Annotated in this window: 23 protein-coding genes and 2 pseudogenes; 15 read left to right on the top strand and 10 right to left on the bottom strand. The window is 58.0% G+C overall.

Features of this window, described 5'->3' with window-relative positions:
* The first annotated feature begins 17 nt into the window (after positions 1-17).
* The 5 genes from MKZ91_RS20400 to MKZ91_RS20420 are packed head-to-tail and all read left to right on the top strand — an operon-like array spanning position 18 to position 5,835.
* Positions 18-713 (top strand): virB8 family protein, encoded by a 696-nt coding sequence (locus MKZ91_RS20400; protein WP_336172910.1) that lies wholly within the window; start codon positions 18-20, stop codon positions 711-713.
* Entirely contained in the window at positions 710-1,519 is an 810-nt protein-coding gene (virB9, locus tag MKZ91_RS20405; RefSeq protein ID WP_336172911.1) for a P-type conjugative transfer protein VirB9, read from the top strand. The genes MKZ91_RS20400 and virB9 overlap by 4 nt, the downstream gene beginning before the upstream one ends.
* Positions 1,519-2,730, top strand: a complete 1,212-nt coding sequence (gene virB10, locus MKZ91_RS20410) for a type IV secretion system protein VirB10 (protein WP_336172912.1) — start codon at positions 1,519-1,521, stop codon at positions 2,728-2,730. Before virB9 ends, virB10 begins: the two co-directional genes overlap by 1 nt.
* A complete protein-coding gene (gene virB11, locus MKZ91_RS20415) occupies positions 2,711-3,739 on the top strand; it encodes a P-type DNA transfer ATPase VirB11 (protein WP_336172913.1) in 1,029 nt (342 codons plus the stop codon). Before virB10 ends, virB11 begins: the two co-directional genes overlap by 20 nt.
* Positions 3,736-5,835 carry a type IV secretory system conjugative DNA transfer family protein gene (locus MKZ91_RS20420; protein WP_336172914.1) on the top strand — a complete coding sequence of 700 codons (2,100 nt, stop codon included), beginning with the start codon at positions 3,736-3,738 and terminating at the stop codon, positions 5,833-5,835. Before virB11 ends, MKZ91_RS20420 begins: the two co-directional genes overlap by 4 nt.
* 51 nt (positions 5,836-5,886) lie before the next feature.
* Here MKZ91_RS20420 and MKZ91_RS20425 read toward each other — a convergent pair whose 3' ends face one another.
* Positions 5,887-6,180, bottom strand: coding sequence for a DUF982 domain-containing protein (locus tag MKZ91_RS20425; RefSeq protein ID WP_336172915.1), 294 nt, complete (start codon positions 6,178-6,180; stop codon positions 5,887-5,889).
* 123 nt (positions 6,181-6,303) lie between these two features.
* Between MKZ91_RS20425 and MKZ91_RS20430 the strand changes: the two are divergent.
* Both MKZ91_RS20430 and MKZ91_RS20435 read left to right on the top strand, forming a co-directional pair.
* Positions 6,304-6,495, top strand: a pseudogene (locus tag MKZ91_RS20430) (sulfite exporter TauE/SafE family protein); the annotation flags it as partial.
* Positions 6,496-6,623: 128 nt separating this feature from the next.
* A complete protein-coding gene (locus MKZ91_RS20435) occupies positions 6,624-7,376 on the top strand; it encodes a DUF4336 domain-containing protein (RefSeq protein ID WP_336172916.1) in 753 nt (250 codons plus the stop codon).
* A gap of 129 nt (positions 7,377-7,505) precedes the next feature.
* Here MKZ91_RS20435 and MKZ91_RS20440 read toward each other — a convergent pair whose 3' ends face one another.
* Genes MKZ91_RS20440 through MKZ91_RS20450 form a run of 3 tightly spaced genes read right to left on the bottom strand, consistent with a single transcriptional unit; the run spans position 7,506 to position 10,529 of the window.
* A complete protein-coding gene (locus MKZ91_RS20440) occupies positions 7,506-7,718 on the bottom strand; it encodes a hypothetical protein (RefSeq protein ID WP_113399153.1) in 213 nt (70 codons plus the stop codon).
* A gap of 6 nt (positions 7,719-7,724) precedes the next feature.
* Positions 7,725-10,124 carry a conjugal transfer protein TraA gene (locus MKZ91_RS20445; protein WP_336172917.1) on the bottom strand — a complete coding sequence of 800 codons (2,400 nt, stop codon included), beginning with the start codon at positions 10,122-10,124 and terminating at the stop codon, positions 7,725-7,727.
* Positions 10,125-10,127: 3 nt separating this feature from the next.
* Positions 10,128-10,529 (bottom strand): plasmid mobilization protein, encoded by a 402-nt coding sequence (locus tag MKZ91_RS20450; RefSeq protein WP_113399155.1) that lies wholly within the window; start codon positions 10,527-10,529, stop codon positions 10,128-10,130.
* 641 nt (positions 10,530-11,170) lie between these two features.
* On the opposite strand from MKZ91_RS20450, the gene MKZ91_RS20455 reads away from it, so the two are divergent.
* From MKZ91_RS20455 to MKZ91_RS20470, 4 genes and pseudogenes are all read left to right on the top strand, one after another.
* Positions 11,171-11,884, top strand: coding sequence for a ParA family protein (locus MKZ91_RS20455; protein WP_336172918.1), 714 nt, complete (start codon positions 11,171-11,173; stop codon positions 11,882-11,884).
* On the top strand, positions 11,877-12,311 hold the full coding sequence (locus MKZ91_RS20460) for a hypothetical protein (RefSeq protein ID WP_336172919.1): 435 nt from the start codon (positions 11,877-11,879) through the stop codon (positions 12,309-12,311). The genes MKZ91_RS20455 and MKZ91_RS20460 overlap by 8 nt, the downstream gene beginning before the upstream one ends.
* Positions 12,312-12,905: 594 nt before the next feature.
* Positions 12,906-13,379, top strand: a complete 474-nt coding sequence (locus tag MKZ91_RS20465; RefSeq protein WP_336172989.1) for a helix-turn-helix transcriptional regulator — start codon at positions 12,906-12,908, stop codon at positions 13,377-13,379.
* 22 nt (positions 13,380-13,401) lie between these two features.
* Positions 13,402-13,594: pseudogene (locus MKZ91_RS20470) on the top strand (cold-shock protein); the annotation flags it as partial.
* A 54-nt stretch (positions 13,595-13,648) separates the two neighbouring features.
* On the opposite strand, the gene MKZ91_RS20475 reads toward MKZ91_RS20470, so the two are convergent.
* The 3 genes from MKZ91_RS20475 to MKZ91_RS20485 all read right to left on the bottom strand — a co-directional run bounded on the left by MKZ91_RS20475 (position 13,649) and on the right by MKZ91_RS20485 (position 15,267).
* Positions 13,649-14,188, bottom strand: a complete 540-nt coding sequence (locus MKZ91_RS20475) for a hypothetical protein (RefSeq protein ID WP_336172994.1) — start codon at positions 14,186-14,188, stop codon at positions 13,649-13,651.
* Between the two features lie 32 nt (positions 14,189-14,220).
* Positions 14,221-14,730 (bottom strand): hypothetical protein, encoded by a 510-nt coding sequence (locus tag MKZ91_RS20480; protein WP_336172920.1) that lies wholly within the window; start codon positions 14,728-14,730, stop codon positions 14,221-14,223.
* Positions 14,731-14,850: 120 nt separating this feature from the next.
* The gene (locus tag MKZ91_RS20485; protein WP_336172921.1) at positions 14,851-15,267 is read right to left on the bottom strand and encodes a SyrB-like regulator; all 417 of its coding nucleotides are present in this window, start codon (positions 15,265-15,267) and stop codon (positions 14,851-14,853) included.
* Positions 15,268-15,720: 453 nt separating this feature from the next.
* Here MKZ91_RS20485 and MKZ91_RS20490 point away from each other — a divergent pair, with 453 nt between their 5' ends.
* The 4 genes from MKZ91_RS20490 to MKZ91_RS20505 all read left to right on the top strand — a co-directional run bounded on the left by MKZ91_RS20490 (position 15,721) and on the right by MKZ91_RS20505 (position 18,862).
* A complete protein-coding gene (locus MKZ91_RS20490; protein WP_336172922.1) occupies positions 15,721-16,110 on the top strand; it encodes a hypothetical protein in 390 nt (129 codons plus the stop codon).
* 66 nt (positions 16,111-16,176) lie between these two features.
* Positions 16,177-16,680 carry a DUF3833 family protein gene (locus MKZ91_RS20495; protein ID WP_336172923.1) on the top strand — a complete coding sequence of 168 codons (504 nt, stop codon included), beginning with the start codon at positions 16,177-16,179 and terminating at the stop codon, positions 16,678-16,680.
* A complete protein-coding gene (locus tag MKZ91_RS20500; protein ID WP_336172924.1) occupies positions 16,677-17,984 on the top strand; it encodes an MFS transporter in 1,308 nt (435 codons plus the stop codon). The genes MKZ91_RS20495 and MKZ91_RS20500 overlap by 4 nt, the downstream gene beginning before the upstream one ends.
* 71 nt (positions 17,985-18,055) lie before the next feature.
* Positions 18,056-18,862: an SDR family NAD(P)-dependent oxidoreductase gene (locus MKZ91_RS20505; RefSeq protein ID WP_336172925.1), complete on the top strand. Its 807-nt coding sequence runs from the start codon at positions 18,056-18,058 to the stop codon at positions 18,860-18,862.
* A 6-nt stretch (positions 18,863-18,868) separates the two neighbouring features.
* Here MKZ91_RS20505 and MKZ91_RS20510 read toward each other — a convergent pair whose 3' ends face one another.
* From MKZ91_RS20510 to MKZ91_RS20520, 3 genes are read right to left on the bottom strand one after another with little or no spacing between them, the layout of a single operon-like run.
* A complete protein-coding gene (locus MKZ91_RS20510) occupies positions 18,869-20,083 on the bottom strand; it encodes a cyclopropane-fatty-acyl-phospholipid synthase family protein (RefSeq protein ID WP_336172926.1) in 1,215 nt (404 codons plus the stop codon).
* On the bottom strand, positions 20,070-20,879 hold the full coding sequence (locus MKZ91_RS20515; RefSeq protein ID WP_336172927.1) for a DUF1365 domain-containing protein: 810 nt from the start codon (positions 20,877-20,879) through the stop codon (positions 20,070-20,072). The genes MKZ91_RS20510 and MKZ91_RS20515 overlap by 14 nt, the downstream gene beginning before the upstream one ends.
* Entirely contained in the window at positions 20,876-22,234 is a 1,359-nt protein-coding gene (locus tag MKZ91_RS20520) for an NAD(P)/FAD-dependent oxidoreductase (protein WP_336172928.1), read from the bottom strand. Before MKZ91_RS20520 ends, MKZ91_RS20515 begins: the two co-directional genes overlap by 4 nt.
* Positions 22,235-22,243 lie beyond the last annotated feature (9 nt).

Consider the following 22,243-nt stretch of genomic DNA (forward strand, 5'->3'; position numbering starts at 1 on the left):
CGTAAGGGCTAGAACGAATGGCGGAAACGAACGAAACAGCTCTTCGGAGTTATTTTCAGGATGGCGATCGCTGGGAACAGGAGATCGTGAAGAAAGCCAAGCGATCGCGCACGCTCGCGTGGATGGTCACGACGATTTTCGGAGCGATAACCCTGCTGTCATTGACAGCTTTGGTGATGCTCGTCCCGCTGAAGAGCTTTGAACCCTATATCGTCGAGGTCGACAAAAACACAGGCTACATGGAAGTCAAGGCCGGTCTCACGCGCACGGCGAACCTCACCGACCAACAGGCCGTAAGTCAGGCGTATGTTGTTCGCTACATTCGATCGCGTGAAGGCTACGACCCCTTCGCCATCGAGCAGAACTTCGGCATTGCCGCCCTGCTGTCGACTGGCGATGCAGCCCGCGAGCTGCAGGAGCTCTACAGCGCAGCAAATCCCAACAATCCGGCAAGGATCCTGGGCAAGAACAAGAAGGTGACCGTTGATATCAAATCCGTCACCTTCTCGAATGCGAGCACGGCCTTGGTTCGGTTTTCGACAACGGAAAAATCGGACACGGACTCCATCGTCCGGCATTACATTTCCGTCGTCCGCTATCGCTATACGGACACGCCGGCAACGAATGAATGGCGCTTCGAGAACCCCTTGGGCTTCCAGGTCTACAACTATCGCCGCGACCAGGAGACGGTGACACAAGGGGGCGGTGAGTGATGAAACGCTTCCTGCTTTCGGCCGCGAGCGCGGCCGCGATGATGACTCACGTCTATGCGGCGCAAGCGCCCCGTCCCGGCTCTCTCGACTCACGCGTAACCAGCGTCGTCTACCAGTCCAACAACGTGGTGAAGGTTTCGGCGACCTACGGCATTTCCACCATGATCATCTTTGACGAGGACGAAAAGTTCGAGACGATCTCGCTTGGCGACACCGACAGTTGGCAGGTTGCCCCGTCTGAGAAGGGCAACATCCTGTTCGTGAAGCCGATCGCGAAGAATGTCGCCACCAACATGAACGTTGTGACCAGCAAGAGGATCTACTTTCTCGAGCTCAACGACCATGCTCCGACTGACGGCAAGCAGGTGTTCGGGATCCGTTTCGTGTACCCCGAGAAGGACCTGAACGCATCCCTCCGCAAGGAGGCCGAGTACCGGGCGGCAAACCCGAACATGTCGAACATCGACAAGGCGAACGTCAACATCGACTATTCGTTTTCTGGCGACCCGGCGCTGAAGCCGGCAATGATCTTCGACGACGGCAAGAAAACCTTCTTCAAATTCGGCAGCCGGGTTCCGGCGATCTTTGCCGTCCAGACCGACTTTTCCGAGACACTGCGAAATTTCAGGAAAGAGGGCGAATACATCGTCGTCGATGGTGTTGCGACGCAGTACACACTGCGCGACGGCAACCAATGGACCTGCATCTTCAACCTTCGCAAGCCCGACTTCGGCGCTCCGGACCCTGACATTCTCGGTCCAGCCCACGACACAAAGGCGGCGAAACGTAGAAGGAGCGGCAATTAATGAAAATCAGCCCCGAACTTGAAGCCATGACGGCTGCCGACGAGACGGCCGTCAGCAATCGTCGTGTCGGCCGCAACCAATCCCTGAGCATGGCTGGCCTCATTGTGGGTGGAGTTGTGGCCGCCTACTTCGTCCTTGCCGCTACCAACGAAAAGCCTCGTGACGTCTCTGATAGCGACGAGGAGTTTCAAACCACGACCTTCCGACCACCGTCATTTGTGCGAGAAGAAGAAAAGCCGCAGCCGCAGCCCGAGCAGGAAGTTATCAAGCTCCCTGAGCCCCCTGAGGCGGTCGAAGAAGTGCCCGTCGATACGACCGAGTTCAAGGTTCCAGCCCCCCCTGAGGTCGTTGAACAAGCGGCTGAGATTGCACCTGTCGAGGTATTTCCCGAACGATATAAGTCCGGCCTGATCTCGCTTGATCAAAAAGGAAACGGGACCGGCAGCGGAAGCTTGTCGGGCGAAGCGGATTCCGGACTGACTGTTGCCGGCGAGGACCGCAACAGCAAGTACCTGGCAGCCGCCTCGAGCCTTTCGGACCGAACTGCGAAGGCTCGGCAGATCGAGCGGATCGACGCGATGATACCGGAAGGAACTTTGATTCCCGGGATTCTCGAAACCGCTATCAACAGCGACCTACCCGGTCAGATTCGTGCGATCACGTCGCAGGACGTTTATTCGTTCGACGGCCGGCGCGTTTTGATCCCGACCGGGACGCGTCTCATCGGCGAATACCAGTCCGAAGTGACGCGCGGGCAGAAACGCATCTTTGTCATCTGGACCCGGCTTCTTCGTGACGACGGCGTCTCAGTGCGGCTCAATTCAATCGGTGCAGACAGCTTGGGTCGCTCCGGTTTGACCGGCCATGTCGACAACAAATGGCGCGAGCGGTTTGGCTCGGCGATCATGCTTTCGGTCGTCGGCGCTGGCGCCAGCTTCCTGACGGGATATGGAAGCGACCAGGCGTTCGATGACGACGATAGCGACGCACAGCGCGGCGAAGAACTGGCCCGCGAAACGATCGCCGAGACCTTCTCCGACATGGCGAACCAGGTCTTGGGCGAAAACCTCCGCATTCCTCCCACCATCAGCGTCAGCCAAGGCGAGCGCGTTTTTGTCTACGTGCGTCAGGACCTCGATTTCGGCGCCATGTACGATGATCCGGTCACCGAAGCGATGAAGGAGATTCAGCGTGAACGTCGCGGCAGGTAACGCCAGCACCATCAGGCGCGATCCGCATTACTTCCTCAATCGCGCCCTCGAGCCGATCAAGCAATTTCTTGACGATCCGAGGGTGGTGGAAATCGCTGTCAACAAGCCGGGGCACGTCTACGTGGAGCGGTTCGGCGCCGATCATATGGAGCATCATCTGATCGAAACGCTGACGGTCGATGAAATCCAGAACATCGGTGAGCGCGTTGCTGCGGCAACCAACCAGTTTATCAGCCGTTCCAAGCCAATCCTCAGCGCCGCGCTTCCCACTGGTGAGCGTATTCAGATTGTCCTGCCGCCGGCGGCACCCGAAGGTGGCTCGATCTCGATCCGCAAGCAGGTGGTCAACAACTTCACACTCGAGGAGTATCGCGAAAACGGCTCACTCGAAAAGGTATCGGTGGCCGTTGGGGGTCTCAGCGACATTGACCGGGAGCTGATCGGACATCTGCGCGCAAATCGGATCTATGAATTCATCCATACCGCCATCACCAAGCGGGTCTCCATCCTGATTAGTGGCGGTACTTCCTCTGGTAAGACGACCTTCCTTAATGCCTGCCTGATGAGCGTGAATCCGCATGAACGCATCATCACGCTCGAAGACACACGTGAGCTGCTCCCGCCGCAAGCAAACGCGGTTCACATGATTGCGTCGAAGGGTGATCAGGGCACCGCAGACGTGACCATTCAAAACCTGCTCGAGTCGTCGTTGCGCATGCGCCCGGACCGCCTGTTCGTCGGCGAAATCCGCGGCTCGGAGGCCTTCTCCTTCCTCCGAGCGATCAACACCGGCCATCCGGGCAGCATGTCCACGGTCCACGCGGACACGCCGATGGGTGCCTATGAGCAGCTCGCCATGATGATGCAGCAAGCCGGTATGTCGGCCGGTTTCTCCAAGCAGGATCTCATGTCGTACATCCAGATGGTGATCCCGATCGTCATCCAACTCCGTCGGGAGGGCGGCAAGCGCGGCGTTTCTGAGATTTTCTTTGCCCGGGATGAAACATGACCAAGGGGCTGCAGGCCTTCTATCTTCTCTTTTGCGTCGGGATAGCGTTTGTTGTCTGGATGCTTGGGTACGGCCTGGGGCTTCAGCTCTTCTATAAAGATGGGCGAATTCTCGAAACGACCATCACCAGCAATCCTTTTGCTCCAATCCAACAGTTCTGGCTCTACCGGACGAACCCTTCCCTGCAGAAAGTCGCGCTTGGCTCGATCGCGCCGGCCCTGCTGGTTTCCGGCCTCGTCGCTTATGTGGGTCTCAAGCCAATCACCAACCCGCTTGGAGATGCTGCTTTTCAGGACATGGCCTCGCTTCGACGAGGGAAATGGTTCCGCAAGCAGGGCCATATCTTCGGCCGCATCGGGCGCAGCATTCTTCGCACGAAGGACGACCGGCATCACCTGATCATCGGCCCGACGCGCTCCGGCAAGGGTGCCGGATATGTGATTCCGAACGCGCTCATGCATGAAGGTTCGATGATCGTAACCGATCTCAAGGGCGAGGTATTTAAAGCAACCGCGGGTTACCGGCGCCGGAATGGAAGCCAGGTCTTCCTGTTCGCACCGGGCTCGGAAACGACCAACCGTTACAACCCGCTCGATTTCGTGCGCTCCGAGCGCGGAAATCGGACGACCGACCTACAAAACATCGCCAGCATCCTGGTGCCCGAAAATACGCAGTCGGAAAACTCAGTCTGGCAAGCGACCGCACAGCAAGTCCTTGCCGGCGTGATCAGCTACATCACGGAAAGCCCCTTCTATAAGGACCGGCGAAATCTCGGCGAGGTCAACTCCTTCTTCAACAGCGGCGTCGATCTGCAGGCGCTCATGAAGTACATCAAGGAAAAAGAGCCCTACCTGTCGAAGTTCACCGTCGAGAGCTTCAATTCCTACATCGCTCTATCTGAGCGGGCCGCCGCCTCAGCCCTGTTGGACATTCAAAAGGCGATGCGGCCTTTCAAGAACGAGCGGATCGTTGCGGCGACAAACGTTACCGACATGGATTTGCGGGCAATGAAGCGCCGGCCGACCTCGATCTACCTGGCGCCAAATATCACTGATATTACCCTGCTGCGCCCGCTCCTGACGTTGTTCGTGCAGCAAGTGATGGATATTCTCACGCTCGAGCACGATCCAAATTCTCTCCCCGTCTACTTTCTGTTGGATGAGTTTCGGCAGCTAAAGCGGATGGATGAGATCATGACGAAGCTGCCCTATGTGGCCGGCTATAATATCAAGCTCGCTTTCATCATCCAGGACCTCAAGAACCTGGATGAGATCTACGGCGAGACCTCGAGGCATTCTCTGCTCGGCAATTGCGGCTATCAGCTCGTCCTCGGCGCCAATGACCAGGCCACCGCCGAATATGCGTCACGGGCGCTCGGGAAGCGCACGATCCGCTACCAGTCGGAATCGCGCACGATCGAATTGCTGGGCCTTCCTCGCCGCACGAAAGTCGAACAGATTCGGGAGCGCGACCTGATGATGCCGCAGGAGGTCCGGCAAATGCCGGAGAACAGGATGATCCTGCTCGTTGAGGGACAAAGGCCGATCTTCGGGGAAAAGCTTCGGTTCTTCCAAACGCAGCCTTTCAAAGCGGCAGAGGCGTTCTCTCAAGCAAACATTCCGCAAGTGCCGGACGTCGAATATCTGGCGCCGAAGCCCGTGCCGGCGACGACTCCGGAGTACGCCAAAGGCGGAGACCCGTCCGCCGAAATGGCCCCTCCTCCGCTTGTAAAGGAAGAGAAGCCGGCCGCCGCTGTCGCGCCCATCGAGCACGCGGTCGAAAAGCAAGATCATCCAGTAGATGCGAAGGATGAGGTACCCGCCAAGCGAACCGTCAACAAAAAGGCGCTGCGGCCGAAGGCAAAGGCGACGGCTGCTAGGACCGACGCGGAAGCGCCCGCTAACCTGGTTGCCATCGAAGCCCGGATTAAGGCGATTGAAGAGGGTTTGAAGCCGCGGGCCGTGCAGCTCAAGGCAACGGTCGAAACAAAAGTCGAAAAGCTCGGCGAGAGGTCACCCATCACGCGTCGCAACTTCATGGATATCTTCGACGCGACTGTACCTGATCCCGTCGAAGTTGGCGTGGCGGCCGAATAGCTGTCAGTAGGCGGCTTCCGACCCCTTGCGGCCGCCCGATGTAGCGTCGGCCTATCGATGCCGGGTCGCTCCTTTGAACCTGACCTGATAGCCAAATTTCACCGCGTCGCTGCATTCTAGCGACGCTTCGATACATGCTGCTACGAAGGAGTTTTTCGCGGAATTCGTATACTCTGAGTGGCGCAATGCAGCGCGACAAGCCTCGATTGCTCGTGCCTGCTGCACTCCATGGCTTGGCCATTCGTTTTCCAAGAAATCCAAGGCATCGTAGGGGCCGCAGAACTGGCGCGGCATACCGTTTTGTAGCGTCACCCACAGTGGAACGCGCCACGGTGCTTCTTTCATTTTCGGACCTCCTCAAAGGTCGTACTGAGAACCGCCAGACCGCCAGCTTCGTTCCGTAGGCTACAATGATTCTTTTGGCTGGGTCACGCTCGCGCTACGCGCAAAAATGCCCTTCAAGTCTACCGGGCCAGTAGAGATCAGAGCTTTGCCGTGCTTAGACGCAATCGGACGTTCCTGATCATCATGGCCGCTGGCTCAGTCGCTGGGACGTTCATTGGAGGCAGGTTGCTCGGAATTGCGCCCGATGCAGTACTGTCGCCGGCATTGGCCGCGATCCTTCTGATTTCCGCGTGGAAGGTCTGGAGGCACCAGTAGCGTGACCGCTTTCCGGCAATCGAAGACGTCCAGGGCAAGTTCCGACCCAAGGAACAATCGCCTGCTAGCCAGCCTGCGCTCCGCGCAGTAATTTAGGTATTTCCCAGCATGTTTGCGGCCGACAGCACATGGGTGCCTCCCTCTACGAACCCATCAACGTCTATAAGGCGCTGGCGCCGGACATCGGCATCGTCGATGGCCCATTAGAGTATTTGACTGTCGGCGGCATCAGGTTGCCGCTTCCCTTCACGACCCGAATGACGGTGGTGCGTCTCTCGAACGGCGACCTCTTCCTTCATTCGCCGATCAAGTTCGATGAGAACCTGGCCAAGGAGCTGCGCGGCTTGGGTAGGGTTCGTCATCTCGTGTCGCCCAACCAGTTCCATTATGCGCACATCGGGGAATGGGCGAGAGCGTTTCCCGAAACGATCGCCTGGGCATCGCCACGCGTGCGCCGGCGGGCACGGGCCCGGCACGTGGATGTCGAATTTACGAGAGACCTCGACGTCACGGCGCCGGAAGAATGGCGTCGGGATATCGATCAGTTTCTCTTTCCTGGCGGCTATTTCAAGGAGTTCATTTTCTTCCACAAGGACTCAAGAACGCTGATACTCACCGACACGATCATCAACATCGAATTGGAAAAGATTGCCGAGCCATGGCGAACAGTCACCAGGCTTACCGGGATGCATCATCCCCACGGCCAAATATTCTTCGGCATGCGCCTGCCGCTACTCGCTCAGCGACGGAAGGCGAACGCGGCGATCGGGAAGATCCAATCCTGGCGACCGCAGCGGATCGTGCTCAGTCATGGCCGCTACTTTGATGCGGACGCTCACAAGGTCGTCCAAAGGATATTCGGAGCACCAGCCACGAGATAAGTGCGGTTCGCTTTCCCCCACACCAGACCTGGAGCCAAAGCGGCTTCCGAACTTCCGCTCACCCCCTAAGCGGTCAAGTCCTGCGACCGGATCGGCACAAACGCCGATGTCGTAAAAAAGAGCTGAGCCTTAGAGCGGCCAGAAGCCGGCAAGATAGGTCGCCGTATCGTTCAGCCAAACCATCGTGTCATGATACCAGGCCATGACCGATTCATAGGCAACCTGGACGAAACCTAGAAACATCACAAACACAATAACCGCGCCGAAGAACTTACCGAACCCCTCGTCACCTTTGGGATCGTTGCTCTGGACGACGTATTGTTGGCGGTTGTCGTTCAACATGTCCGTTTAACGGTCCCGATCGTCGCGGTCGCGTTCCTTCTGTTCGATCTGTTCCCGCTCGAGCTCCTCGAGACGAGGGATGTGTTGCCGCGAGGCTTCCCGATCCTTATTTAGGCGATCCTGGAGGCGATTAGTAGCCTCGACAGCCGCAGCGAGGTCGTGGGCTTCTCGGGCGTCATTGTCGAGCGGCGACCGATCTTCCTCCTCGCCGCGCAAACCGCGCTCTTGCTCGACGGTAACATCCGGGGTCGAAGGTGGCGCTTCCGTCGATCTACCGATGTTGGTCTCCGCCTGGCCGATCGCTCGCTGCAGATCGGCATTATGCTCAGCCACTTCGCGAACGTAGCTGTTACCTTCGACAGCCAAATGAGCAGCTTTCTCAATCGCCTGATCAAGACCAGCCTGCATCGCCTCCCTGCGGTCGGCCGAAAATTCGCCTGACTCGATCCGATCGAGACCGTCGCGGTAGTGATCAATGTCGACGAGGGCATCGTTGCCGGCGTCGACGACAGCTTGACCGTGTTTCGCGACCGCCGCATCCCATTCGGCATTGGTTGGATCACGCGGGTCACGACCCAGTTCTTCGACGCCCTGCTCCGCCAACGCCTCTTTGCGCTGCTCGTAGAGTTCTACCAACTCACGCTTCTGGTTGACGAAATCACGGGCCAGGCCCGCGACTTCATCAAAGTCAGCCCGATCCTCTGGCGCGACAGAGCGTTCGAGCTTGAACAAGGCCGTCTCCACCTTTTTCTCGTAAACCTCAAATTCTGCTCGTGACGTTTCGCGCAATTCCTGACCCTCCAAAACCATTTCCTCCAATGTAACCAAATTGGTGCGGAAATTCGATCCAAAATCAGCATGAATTACGGCGGCTTTGGTTTCCGCTTGCGTTTCAGAAAGCCCAGACTGCAAGTATTCTCCATGCCTTACGGCATAGGCAACGGTTCGCCGGTCCCCACTCACCAAAGCGATCTTCTGCCATGAGTCCTGCGCCTTTATGATGTATTGCCGACTCCTGTCGCTCTTAGCGACCGTTCGTCGGCCGCTGCGCTTTGCGTCATACCGTGCCTGCGCCGCCTCGCTGGTCCCGACATGCTCCGTGCGGCCTTCCCGGTTCACCGGCTGAACCTGAGTGCGCGTGAATGCCGGTGGGCTGGCAAACTCGCGCCGATCTGTCATTTCCATCTCAATGCCATGGTCTCGCGCCTTCTCGGCCATGACTGATCGCCATTCCCTAAACACGGCCGGCGTCGTTTCGATGCGGTCGCCGGAATCTGATTTCATGGCGACGATCGCATGAGCATGAACATGCGGACGCTTGCCCCCCTCTCCTTTCTCCTTCGGGTCGCTCTCCGGATCGTGCATGGAAAAGACATATCGATGTCCAGCAAACTGGTGCGCCAGGAACTCGCGCACTGCCCCCTCGAATGCCGCAACGTCTGTTCCGGCCCGCGCCGACATGATGACATGCATCACATCTCGGCTCTTTCGGCTGTGCAGCTCGCCGCGCCATTCTTTCTGTACCAGACCACCCGCTGTCTTCTCGTCAGCGATTTGCCGGCCGCGATCGTCGCGAACGTCCTGGGTTCGGTCTACCATGTCGCGCAAACGGCTGGCGCCGAACTCGACGCCATTGCCATAACCTTGAAACGAGAATTTGGCATCCGCGTCGCGAGCGGCCGCGCTGGTGTCGTATCGGCTCTGGATGATTGCTGCAGCCTTGGCGTCGCCCGTCAGCCGCTCCCCCTGCCCGCTTCTGAGCACTACGAGCCCTTGAACCGTCAGAGAGCCGTCGCCGTTCTTTTCCACGGCATAGGCATAGCGGCGATCGCCAAAGCCGCGCGTCAACGAGCTTCGCACCAGCTCGTGCATTGCCTCGTCGGATGCGAAGGCCGAAGTCGCGATCTCGATCGTAAAACTCCCGATGTCTCGACTTTCGGCCCGGTTCTGAAAAAGGTGATCCCAATCTCCCCGGACACGGGCGAGATCCTCGCGACCCTCCAGGATTCGGCCACTCTCATCCTCGACCTTAAGCTCCCCTGCCCGGGACACGTAATTCAACATGGCACCGACGCGAGCGCCGCCGCCATAGGACGCCATTTTCACGACGGCTGGTTGGCTGCCCTTCGCGACTGCCGCCAACCTGACCTCGATCGGACGGCCAGCTACGCTCGCCGGCGCCGCTTGTAATCGAGGCGCACTCCGCCCCTTCCCCGTACCCCCTCGACCACCAGAAGTGCCGGAGCCTCCACCGCCACCAGCCGAGCCAAGCTCCGCCATCTTCTTCAGGCGCTTCCGCATCTCTTCCTCGGCCGAAGCACGACGCCCACCAGACGACATTTCATGCAACAGCGCTGCGCGCCGCTGCTCCCACTCACTGGTGAATGCGCCGAAGAAGAATTCCAAACGCTACTTCTCCCCTCGGCGCTGATAACCAGCTCGCCGGGTCAGAGCACGGAGCTCGCTCATGACAGCGGCCTGAACCCGCTGCACGTTCTCGAGGTTGATGTCCAACTCACTCGGGTGGACGCCCCGACCGCTGTTGAGCGACCTCGCGACCTGGTTCAGGTTAATGCCGATCATCCGCATGTCTTCAAGCAGCGCCGCCATAACCAGGCGATCATCGCCGGTCAGGATTGGCCGAACGCCCGCCCCTTCCAGATTCAAGGAACGGAAAAAGCTGGAGACTGTCATGCCGGCGGCGGCCGCAGCCGTCTCGATCGCCGCATGTTCGTCATCCGTGACACGCACGTGCAGAGTGCGATCCTTCTTCGGCGGCTCAAGAAGAGCGTTGAACTTCCCCTCATCCATTTGGCCGTTGGCCCCCTACTGGCGCTTGCGACAGATGATCGAGGGCTCGTCCCTCGATTGCAGGGAAATTGCGTAGCACATTTTTCCGTATCCTGCCACTCTCACCATATAGAAATTCAACGTAGCAACTTCGAGCCGCACTTGCTTCGCTCGCCCATTCAATTCCTTCAGACCGGGACTTCGCCCGGTCGTTCAATCGTGGAAACGCTCACCAGGGTTCACCTCCGAAATCCGCTTCTGAAGGCCTTTGTCTGCCCCTCGTACTCAGCCGCAAGGGACGCTCCGCTCTTCGCCCTTGCCGCTTCCGTGCGAGCGTCAAAGCCGGCCTCACGCGGCTCCGGGGTTCACTGATCTGACGGCGCCTGCAGGGGCTTCGTGTGAAAACTCCACACGAGTTAGCACCACGAAGATTTCACACGATGTGGTCACATAAACATACCGACACATCATGGGGATGATTATTCACATGGTGCGGACTTGGTTTAATGGCAGAGATGGGCTACACCGCATGGTAGTAGCATGTTGCGATATCGTGTGAGCGATTGCTCACATCATGTGTGCGTTCTCGGCCCTGAACAGCCGCGCCGGACACCCAACTAGCGGCCGAGATATGTATCGGTTGCCAAGAGGAGTTGCCACATATGCCTCTATGCATTTCAGCGGTGAGCGGCAAAGGCGGAGCCGGAAAGACGACAGCGGCAATTCTGATCGCCGGGGAATACGCCCTTCAGGGAAAGCGCGTTCTTCTCGTCGATGCCGACGGCCGTCAAAACCTGCAGGAATGGTGGAAACGCAGCGAGGCGAAAGACAACCTCCCTGAAAACATTGAACTGGTCACCGCGGCCCGCCAGACCGCCGTCGAACAGCTTCTGGAAAATGACGCGCACAGGTTCGATGTCGTCCTGATAGACTCTCCCGGCCAGGACACCGTTCTGAGAGATGCGATCATCGCCGGATCACATATCGTGCTCACGCCAATCCAGCCGAACCAGGACGAGATCAAAGCGGCAGGACAGGCCGCGGCTGACACGGCGGATATCTCAGACAAAGTCGGACGACTGATCCCCCACGCCAATTTAGTCACCAGGATAACGTTGCCGGCCAGAGCGCTTGAAGCGTATCGGCTGATCAGACCTTTTGTGGAGAACCTTCGGGAAGGTGGCTACGACTCCTATCTGCTCGAGACCGAACTCATGGAGCGCAATTGCTATCGTGAGATCCGAAATGGCTACGGTACTTTGCAGATGCTGGACCTCACGGATCCGGTGAAAAAAGCGAGAGCCGAAGTGATGAGCCTGGTTCAGAACATCGAAGACCTTCTCTCCGGACAGAAAGAGGTAACGGCCAATGGCTAAAGGTCAAACAACGGTTTCAGACTTTGCGGTCGCACCGCGTCGCAGCCGTACAGGGGACCCAGCTGCGAAACGGGATGATGCTCCCCTGAGCTCGGAGCGGGCGTCAGAGGAAGCTGGCGCTGAAAACCAGCCTCACGCACCTGCATCCCATGTTGATGCTGAACAAAGGCCAAGCCGCTTGATAGCGCCGACAGAGGAAGCCCGGCGCGAGCGGTCGGTGAGCAAAGCCCTACAACGAGAAGATTCGAGAGTTCGGCTGCGTGACCTGAAGAGGGCGCACGATCGCGAATCTAAACATTACGTCAACTGCCCATTGAACTATGAAACGAAGAAACGGCTGGAAAGAGCGTCCTTCGAGAACGACGTGAAGATGACCAAGATCATGCAGGCGGCAATCGATCAGTACCTCAAAGATAACGGCTATTGATAGAAGGTCGACCGCCGTAGGTCCTCGAGGCGCATCATCCCGGCCGCCCGACGACATGAATGAAAGCCTCACCGAGAGCATATTGCCTCAAGAGGATCCTGCTGACGCCATGTCCGAGACGTTGCGTGGCCAACGGACGTTGAAGCGAGACCGCAGCTGCTCGCATGGGCGAAATCGGACGTCATTGAGCATCGTATTGGCTCTGAGTTGAACGTCAGACGTTGCTTTCGAGTTTCCGACGAAGAACTCGCTTGCGAGCTGGCGGCGCGACTCACCCTGACAGCGAGAGAGAAATTGCAACTGTTTTCAATGAAAATACCGAAGGCTGGAGGGGTAGCCGCTAAGAATCGCTAATTGCGTTTTTCTCCTGTTTGCTCTCTCTTAGATGCAAATAGGCTCGAAGCTCGGGGCAATGTTGAAGCATTTCGGTTCACCGCCTGAAGGAAACGCACCATCGAAAATAACCCCCAAAAAGATAGTGGACTCCGAGGCGCTCATCTGAGATGGAGCAAGGCAAGTCGATGCAATTTGGTGCGGAGTAGCTGCTGGGAGCGGCTTAAGAGGGTATGACCGGTGAGTGATTTAAGCAGCTATATGGGCGCGCGGGATTTAGTGGAAACAAACGATCCTGAACTGGAGAGGCCCGTCTATCGCAAGACTGGTTTCGACGGCATTCAAACATCGCGCGAGATGGACGAGCGCATATCCGCTTTTCTCAAGAAAACGCGTGAGGATAAGGGGCTTTCCCGCGCCGAGATGGCGCAGCTGCTTGGACTTTCCGTGTCCGTTTATGGAAGGTACGAGCGTTCCGAATCGCGCATGACGGTTCCTCGCCTTATTCATCTCTGTGAATTGATGGGCTTCATGCCGATCGACATGATTTTCGAAACCGCCCCCCACCTGTGGGGCAAGACACCGGAAGAGGCAGAGGATCGCCGGACGCTAACCAGGCTCATTGAACGCTTACCGCATGATACCATGCGCGATCTGATCGGGCTCCTGAAGCGCATGACGCCGGCGGAACCGGCGGCGGATACTGTGACTACGAGCACGGGGGAAGGCCGCTAAGCATCCTGGTTGCTTCCTGCACTTGGACAATAGTTGCAGCTATCACGGCGTTTTTTTCAATCAAGACAAGGGTTACGGCTTCATCTCCACCTGAGAACGGTGGAACGGACGTGTTTGTCAATGTGTGCGCGGTTGAAGGCGGCAGTCCGCTTCGAGACGGCCAAAAGGTCAGCTACGACATTGGCCAGGACCGTAAGACAGGAAAATCGCGAGCTGCGGTTCAACGAAGGACTCGCTGGCCTTCGAAGCGAAGGTCAGCAAGCCACCGTTCAGTTTGTCTTGAAGCGTTCAAGCATTTCTTGAAGCAGGAAGTTTTCCTGCCGAAGCCGTTGCGCGAGCAGCGCTTTCAGACGGCGGTTCTCTTCTTCGAGTGCGGCAACGTCGTCAATTGCTTGGGTAGTAGCGATATCCGTCCGGTTGCCAATAGGCCGACCACGGCGCGCCGAGCCCCGGCGCTTCGGCTTCGTTTTTTGTGGGATAGCCTTCGGGCGATCCACTTCCAAGGGCAGGATCGGAACAGGCCCAGCAGCATCTTCAACACCACGGCCGCCTTCTGTAGGTGCCGCCAGATCTGCGATTGGCGCAGCAGCCTCGATTACGGCGTCCTCGTTTGGCAACACTTCTGCAGTGGTCTCTGGAGACGGCAGCTCCCTGGGCTGGGCCGGTTCAAACAGATGCGGTGCTTCTGTCTCCGCCGCGCGCACCAGGGCCTTGAGGTCCGTGTCGCCCCAAATTGAAGACTGGCTGGTAGTCGACCGCCGGCGAGCCGATTTGACTTCGACGATAAATTTTCGCTGCTGCGGTTTCATGCGGCTCCAACGTTTAAGGGTGCGATATCAGTTTACGGCGTGTCATACCGCCCAAGCATTCTTTTGAGCTGCGTATTCTGCAACCGCAACTTTTCTGCAAGCCGGCGTCTTAGTTGCCTGACGTCCTCGTCCAGTGCGGTCATCTCATCGACGAAGGTCATCGGCGGCTGTGGGGCACCGGAACTGCGATCTCCATACTCGACGACTTCGGCCACTGCAACATCGCCAGCGCTCGTTTTCCGGCTGCGCCTTCGCCTTTTGGTCGGCAGTGGCTGTGGTGACCCGGCGGGCTCCGGAAGCATCCCTTGAGCGTCGGCAGGTGACCGGTCGACTATTGTAGCAAGCGTCCCGTCATTTTGGTCAGCCGCAGCATCGATGTTCAAAGCGTCGAGACTGCTTGCCGCCTCGTTCGAGGCTTCCACAACCGGGTCAGCAACTGCAACTGTCGGGTCCTCGGTGTCGACTTCAGGAGGGGTCTGCGGCGCCTTGACCGTTCGTCCCAGGGACGCCAGCTGAACCAGATATTTCCATGGTGCTTTCATAGTGAGCCGCCAACCGATCAAATCGCACCGGCATCCTTGGCCGCAGCCCTAAAAGGAACTCCAGCCAGAATGCGATGACAAGGGCCAATCAGGCTATCCGATCAGCCCTCTATCAATTGATCAGGCAAGGCCCAACCGCTTGCGCAGGTCGGCGTTCTCGGCCCGCAGCTTTTCGGCAAGCGCCTTGCGTAGCCGCGCGTTTTCTTCTTCGAGCTGGAGAAGATCTGCAATGTCGTCGAGGACTGGAGCTGGAGTCACCGTCGGCTGCTGTGCCGCACGGGTTTTCGCAGCGCCCTTGGCGACCTTCCTTGCGCTGGCCTTGCCAGTGGCCAGCGCCTCCGCCGAGAGGTTCCCGTCCGCCGACTTGTCTGCACGCTTCCTGCGTCCCTTCACCGGCTGGGCAGTAGTTGCCGTGGGTAACTCTGCACTCGCCTCCGCGACGACATTCTTGGGCCGCGGCCCCCGACGCTTCTTGGGCGGCGCCACTTCGGCCGGCGGCGCTGTCTCCACGATTTCGGTATTGCTCTCGTCTGCCATGAATGTTTCCCCTCTCGAACCGATCATCTTTTTCCATTGGGTGGATCGCAGAGTCAACAACTGCGCATCGCGACATCATCTATCAGTTGGCGCATGACACCGTTGCCGGTCAATACGGGAACCGAAGGCGAAGGCGGAACAGGCGCCAGCCGCGAATGCAGCAGTTCACGCTGCAACGCTGCGCCCGCGCAGAGCTCCAGTCACTTACCCGCTCCCCACCAAAGCCTGGAGGGCTGCGAAAACCATGGAAGCATACCCTCAAAAGACGGCTGACCGGGCATTAGAATCATCCCGCCCATCACATCCTGTTGGCCTAATTTTCAATTTTGCAGAATAGAATGAGGCATCTTGGCGCCTACAAGAACCTTTACCTGGCTCACCCGGAATGATCCAACCGCGCCCGCTTCTCGTAATTCTCTTCAATGGAAAACAACGAGAGCAGACGAACGAGCCATGTTCCGAACTGCAATAGCAATCGCAGCTTTGTTCGCGGCTACAGCTTCAGGGGCTGCTGCGGAGCGATACAAAGCAAACGAGATCGAGGGGGAGATCGTCGGCAGGCGTATCTTTCTTGAAGCTCCACTGGGTGGGGAATTCCCGCTCAACTATCGAAGAAGTGGCGGGGTCGACGGTGACGGCGAAGCTTTGGGCCTCGGCCGGTTCGTCAAACCCAAAGACACTGGCACTTGGTGGATACAGTCTGACCTCCTTTGCCAGCGATTTCGCACCTGGTACGCCGGTCGCCCGATGTGCTTCGAGCTTTATCGCGTCGATGAAGGGAGATTGAAGTGGATCCGCGACGACGGAAAGACCGGCATCGCCCGAATAGGTCCCGAGCTTTGAAGTGGCACCGGGAAGGGGAATGGAATTGATGTTTATGCCGCGCAGTCGATTTGACGGAGGACAAGCATGCGCACCTTCAATGTTCTTCTCACGGTCATCGCCATGAACCTCGCGTTGATTACACCCGTGGCCGCCGGATCTTTTTCGCTTGAGGGGTTCTTCACAGGCAGGTCTAGCGCCGAAGGTAGCTTTCGCAGCATCACCGGGGTCAAGAAGACCTTCAAGGTTAAGTTGCTGGGGAAATGGGACGGCCGCACGCTGACGCTCAGGGAAGATTTCACGTTCGATGACGGCACGCGAGATCGCAAGACATGGCGGTTCATCAAGGATGGACCCGGCAAATACAGGGGTACGCGGGAGGACGTGATTGGAGAGACCGAGGTGTCAATTAAAAGTAACGTCGCGCGCTTCAGCTACTTGGTGTTGCTGGATCCAGAAAACCGCAGAAACAAGGTGCGCTTTCACGACACCATGACGTTAAACGCTGATGGTCGACTCCTCAATTCCGCCTATGTGACGAAGTTCGGATTGCCCGTCGCGTGGACACGCGTCGAGTTCTCGAGGCGATGAATGTGAGAACGCGCGCCGCGACACTCGTAATCTATGCGCTACCTGCGCTTCCGTTGGCGGCGCTGGCTTTGCCGCTTTTCGTTGTCGTTCCAACCTTTTATTCCGAGGTCCTGGGCCTACCAGTCGCGGCCGTTGGCGGTGTACTTTTTGCCATTCGTATTCTTGATGCGGCGAGCGATCCGATGTTCGGCTGGCTTGCCGACCGGTGGAATGCCTTCGGCGGTCGCCGGCGCGGCTTTTTTCTCGCATCGATCCCGCTCACTGCCTGCGCCGCATTTATGCTCTTCTGGCCACCGCAAACGGCCGGACTTGGCTACCTGGTCCTATGGGGTGGGCTTTTGTCATTTGGCTTTACCTGGTCCTCGCTCCCCTACACAGCCTGGGGCGCAGAACTTTCAAACGACTATGTCGAGCGAACACGTATTGCCGCTTTCCGCGAGGGGTCGACACTATTCGGGACGTTAACGGCAATCAGCCTCCCCTTCGTTGTTGGGTCGACTGTGACCGTAGGCGTTGAGGGGCTAAAGACGATAGCCGTCCTGGTCGCGCTCCTCCTTCCGATTACAGGTCTTGCGGCCTTCGTTTTCGTTCCCGAACCGGTCAACCGATCAACCCGCGACGTTAACATCGTTCAAAGCCTGCTTCTCATGACGAAGAACCGGGCCTTCCTGCGTCTCATTGCCGCTTTTCTTTTGAATGGATTCGCCAATGCAGTGCCGGCTACCCTTTTTCTGTACTTTGTCTCCGATCGTCTCGGCGCAGCGGATTGGCGCGGTCCGTTTCTCCTACTCTATTTCGCATGCGCAGTTCTTGGCGTACCGCTCGCTGTAAAGGCCGCAAGGCGCTGGAGCAAGCACAGGGCCTGGAGTGGGGCTATGCTGGCGACGTGCTCGATCTTTGCGGTATCAGGATTTCTCGGCGACGGAGACCTGGTCGCCTTTGGCGCGATATGCGTGTGCACCGGTATTCTGCTCTCCTTCGATCTTGTCCTGCCTCCCTCCATGCAGGCAGACGTCATCGACAACGACACAGCAGTCTCAGGCTCTCAGCGTTCCGGCATGTATTTCGCTGCGTGGGCGCTGGCAACAAAGCTTTCGCTCGCGGCAGCCTTAGGGGTGACGTTTCCCATGCTCAGTCTGCTTGGCTTCGATCCGGCTCAAGATCGTTCGTCGCCCGACGCTCTTAAGGGTCTTTCGATGCTTTACGCCTGGGCACCGATCGTCCCGAAGCTCGCGGCAATCGGCCTCATGTGGGGCTTTCCGATCGATCGTGTGGCCCAAAGAGAGCTCATTGGCCGGATTTGACGCTATCGCGCTCGTCTACGGCTGCCAGGTTGATGACACGTTTTCCCCATCGCCCACTGAGGTAGGTTTCGATGACTATCGCTCGAGATTTGATCAACAATCACGTCCTCCGCGAGACCGATTGGCGAAAGGTAGCATGGGTTACCGGCGCCAGCTCCGGCATCGGAAAATCGCTTGCAATCCGTTTGGCACTTGACGGCTGGACCGTCGCCGCAAGCGCGCGGAACACCCTTGAGCTTGAGATGCTCGCACAATCGGCGGAAAATAAGATCCACGCCTTTCCCCTCGACGTGACCGACCGCGAAGCGACAGAAATCGCCGTACGCGACATTGAAATGCGCCTGGGTCCAATTTCCTTGGCGGTTTTCGGCGCAGGAACGTACCGGCGCGATAGCCTGTCGACCTTCGACGCCGCGGCGATCGGAGATATGGTCGGGCTCAACATCATGGGAACCGTGAACTGTTTGCAGGCAATCATGCCGGCAATGACCGCGCGCAGGTCGGGACGGATCGCAGTAATGGCGTCCGTTGCGGGCTACACGGGCCTTCCTGGGGCCGCGGGCTACGGCGCGACGAAAGCCGCGTTGATCAACATGTGCGAAGCCCTCTATCCCGAACTCGAAAGGCAGGGCGTTCAGATGACAATCATCAATCCAGGATTTGTCGATACGCCTTTGACCCGTCAGAATGACTTTCCAATGCCCTTCCTGATCTCGGCGGAAATTGCGGCGGAATACATCATGCGCGGGCTTGAGCGAGGGCGATTTGAGATAGCCTTCCCGTGGAGAATGAAAGTGGCCTTGAAGCTATTGAAGGCGCTTCCTGCGAGCCTGCGGTTCGCCTTGACGCGCCGCATGTTGCGTGAGGACCAGACCTGACCTCCGTCACGTTGGTTCGAGCCGGAACTGGTAGACATCGATGGTCCCGTTGCGAAAGCCGGCGGCGCAGTAGTGAAGGTAGTAGCGCCACAAGCGCTTGAACCGTTCGTCGAATGCAGCGGATTCAATCTTGTGCCAACTTTTGAGGAAAGCACCTTCCCACAAGAGCAGGGTTTTCTCGTAGTCACGGCCAAATGAAAATGCGTCCAGCACCATCAATCCGGAGGTGACAGCCTTCTGCCTGAAAACTGCCGCAGAAGGCAGCATGCCGCCGGGAAACACGTACGTCTGGATAAAATCGGCGTTTTGCCGATACCGCTCAAACCGCGTCTCATCGATCGTAATCACCTGGACCAGCGCTTGTCCGCCAGGAGCGAGGTTCGTCCGCAGCTTCTCGAAGTATACCGGCCAATTCTCCTCTCCGACTGCTTCGAACATCTCTATCGAGACGATCTTGGTGAAACGTCCCTCGCAATCTCTATAGTCCTGCAGCCGCACCTCGGCCAATGGAGACAATCCCTTGTTTGCCAGCCGAGCTCTCGCAAATTCTGCCTGCTCTTTCGACAAAGTCAGCCCGGTAATGCGACACCCCGTGCGCGAGGCAGCATACTCCATAAACCCGCCCCAGCCGCAACCGATCTCAAGAACATGATCCAGCGGACCGATTCGAAGCTCTCTTAGGATCCTGTCGTACTTGGCTTGTTGGGCCTCACCGAGTGACTGCCCTTGCCGCTCAAAGAGGGCGGCAGAGTACGTCATCGTCTCGTCGAGCCATGTGCGGTAGAAAGCGTTTCCAAGGTCGTAATGGAACGCGATGTTTCGCCGGCTCCCGGCACGGGAGTTTCGTCTGAACAGATGCCGGAAATAAGCGAGGCGGCTTAGCAACGGGCGAGCGGCGAGCGCAGGCTTGAGGGTCTCTTCGTTGGCAAGCGCCAAATCCATGAGCGCACCCAAGTCTGGCGTCTCCCAGTCCCCATCGAGATAGGATCGCGAAAACCCAAGGCTGCCGCTCGTGAGCATACGCCAGACCGGCCTTGCATTCGTAAAGACGATCGCTGCAGTCGGACCGGGGACGTTGCCTTTGACCAGATGCACTGCCCCGCAGGGGAACTCCGCGCGCAGCTGCCCGCGGTTGATACGGGCAAGCCAACCGCATACTATTTTCTGCCACAGCGGGCGGCCCGGCATTGGCAACGCCGCACCCCGGTCAAGCTCGCTCATGCATCAGGTCTTTCTCTTCCGAACGGGAGACAATCGTTGTGGCGACCCGCAGGTCCGCCGGTCGATGACGATGCACCGGCATGCCCTTTAGCCAGATTTTGAGCGCCTCCCAGTGGATCGCACCCATTACTTTCACAGTCATGAGGGGGTGTTTGAGGAAGGTCAGAAGAAGCCTCGCGTCCGAGATCTCTTCCCTTTTTCCGGAAAACGCCGCCGTGAGAAGTCGTCCGTCACGATCGTTTTCGGTTATGTCGACGAGCAAACTTTCCCCCGGCGGCCTGAGGTTGAACTCGTAGCGGCAATCCATGGGTACAAACGGAGAAACGTAGAGTTCTTTGACGCACGACTGCCGGATCGCTCCGCCGTGGTCGTCTGTCACCGGAATGACATAGGTGTGACGTTCGTGGAACGTGTTGCAGACCTCATAGAGAACGGCCCGGACTTGGCCATCGTCTGTTTCGCAGTAAAAGACGGTCAAAGGGTTGAAGACGTAGCCGAGTATGCGGGGGTAACATAGCACACGGATCCGCAGCTGCTGCGCGTCCACTCCAGCCTCGGAAAGCTGCCGTTCGACCCAACTGCGAAGGGCGCCGACTTCCCCGTTCCCGTGATCGCTGTCGCGAAAACTGAACAGAGCCCAGCGATTATGGCCGAACAGGCGCAGCTTGCTGTCCAGCGAAGCCACCTCTTCCAGATCGAGTAGCAGCGAGAAGACCCTGTAGCAAAGCCGATGCCGGTGGGGCCGAAACCGAACGTGCCACACGTGCCCGCTGTAAAGAGCCGACCTCGACATCATTGAGCCGCCGCGTAACCGATCTCGGAGGGGATGCGGCCAGAATCGTCACGGACCGCCCACGGACGTCGCATGCCGGAGATGGCCTCGGCAACCGCAAGCCCGGACTGCAAACCGTCCTCATGGAATCCGCTCCCGAAGTGCGCCCCGCAAAACCAGACACCGCCCCGTCCCTGGAGACGCCAAAGCTCCTTCTGAGACGCCAAGGCTCGCTGATCGAACAGTGGGTGGTCATAGTCGAACGTCGCGATTATCCGCTCACTGGCTATCTTTTGATGCGGGTTGAGCGTCACAAAAAGTGGCGTTGCCGGATCGATGCCTTGCAACCGGTTCATCCAGTAGGTCACACACAGCTGGCGTTCACCGCAGTCATCCGACGCGCCAATGTAGTTCCAGCTCGACCACACATTTCGCCGCTTGGGCATCAATGACGCATCCGTGTGCAGAACCGCCTTATTGCTCGTGTAACCGATTGCCGACAACAGCTGTCTTTCACGTGCGTCAGGCTCGGCAAGCATCGCCAGCGCTAGATCTGCGTGAGTCGCGATGACCACATCCGTGAAAGTGTCACGATTGCCATCACGATCTGTTATGACCACCGTCCCCACCTCGCGGCGGATCTCCCGGACTGCCCTTCTTGTTCGAAGCTCACCGCAATAGTCCGACATCAGCCTGCTGACATATTCTCGGCTTCCGCCGGTTACGGTTCGCCAACGAGGTCTGTCCGTCAATGCAAGCAAACCATGACTGTCGCAGAATCGAATGAAGGCATGCAGCGGATAATCCCGCATGCGTTTGGTCGTTGTGGACCAGATCGCAGCGCCCATGGGAAGGAGATGATCGGTAACAAAGGCATTGCTGTAGCCATTCTCGTCGAGATACTCCCCCAGCGTCTTGCTAGCGAGATTAGGCCGATTAAGCGCTTTGGGAGCTTCTCGATAGAAGCGCAAAATGTCGGACAATATTCTCCAGAAGCGCGGACGAAGTGCGTTTAACGGTTGAGCGAACAAGCCTGTCAATCCAGAGCCCGAGTATTCGAATGCCCCGCCATCCAACGAAGCGGCGAACGACATATTCGAAGCTTGGGTCGGGACGTCAAGGTGGTCAAACAGCGCTACAAGGTTTGGATAGTTGCGATCGTTGTACACAATGAACCCGGTGTCGACGGGAACCGGCCCAGAAGCCGTAGGGGCGACAACTGTATTGGCGTGACCTCCGGGCTTGTCGCCGGACTCGTATAGCACCACCTCCAAGCTTTTACCGAGTAGCCAGGCCGCGGACATCCCCGAAATACCGGCGCCAATCACAGCGACACGCCGTTGCCCGAATTCACCCCTCATACCCCGATCAAACCGCATGTTATCCCC

The sequence above is a fragment of the Ensifer sp. MJa1 genome (assembly GCF_037026475.1).
Classification (GTDB): Bacteria; Pseudomonadota; Alphaproteobacteria; order Rhizobiales; family Rhizobiaceae; genus Ensifer.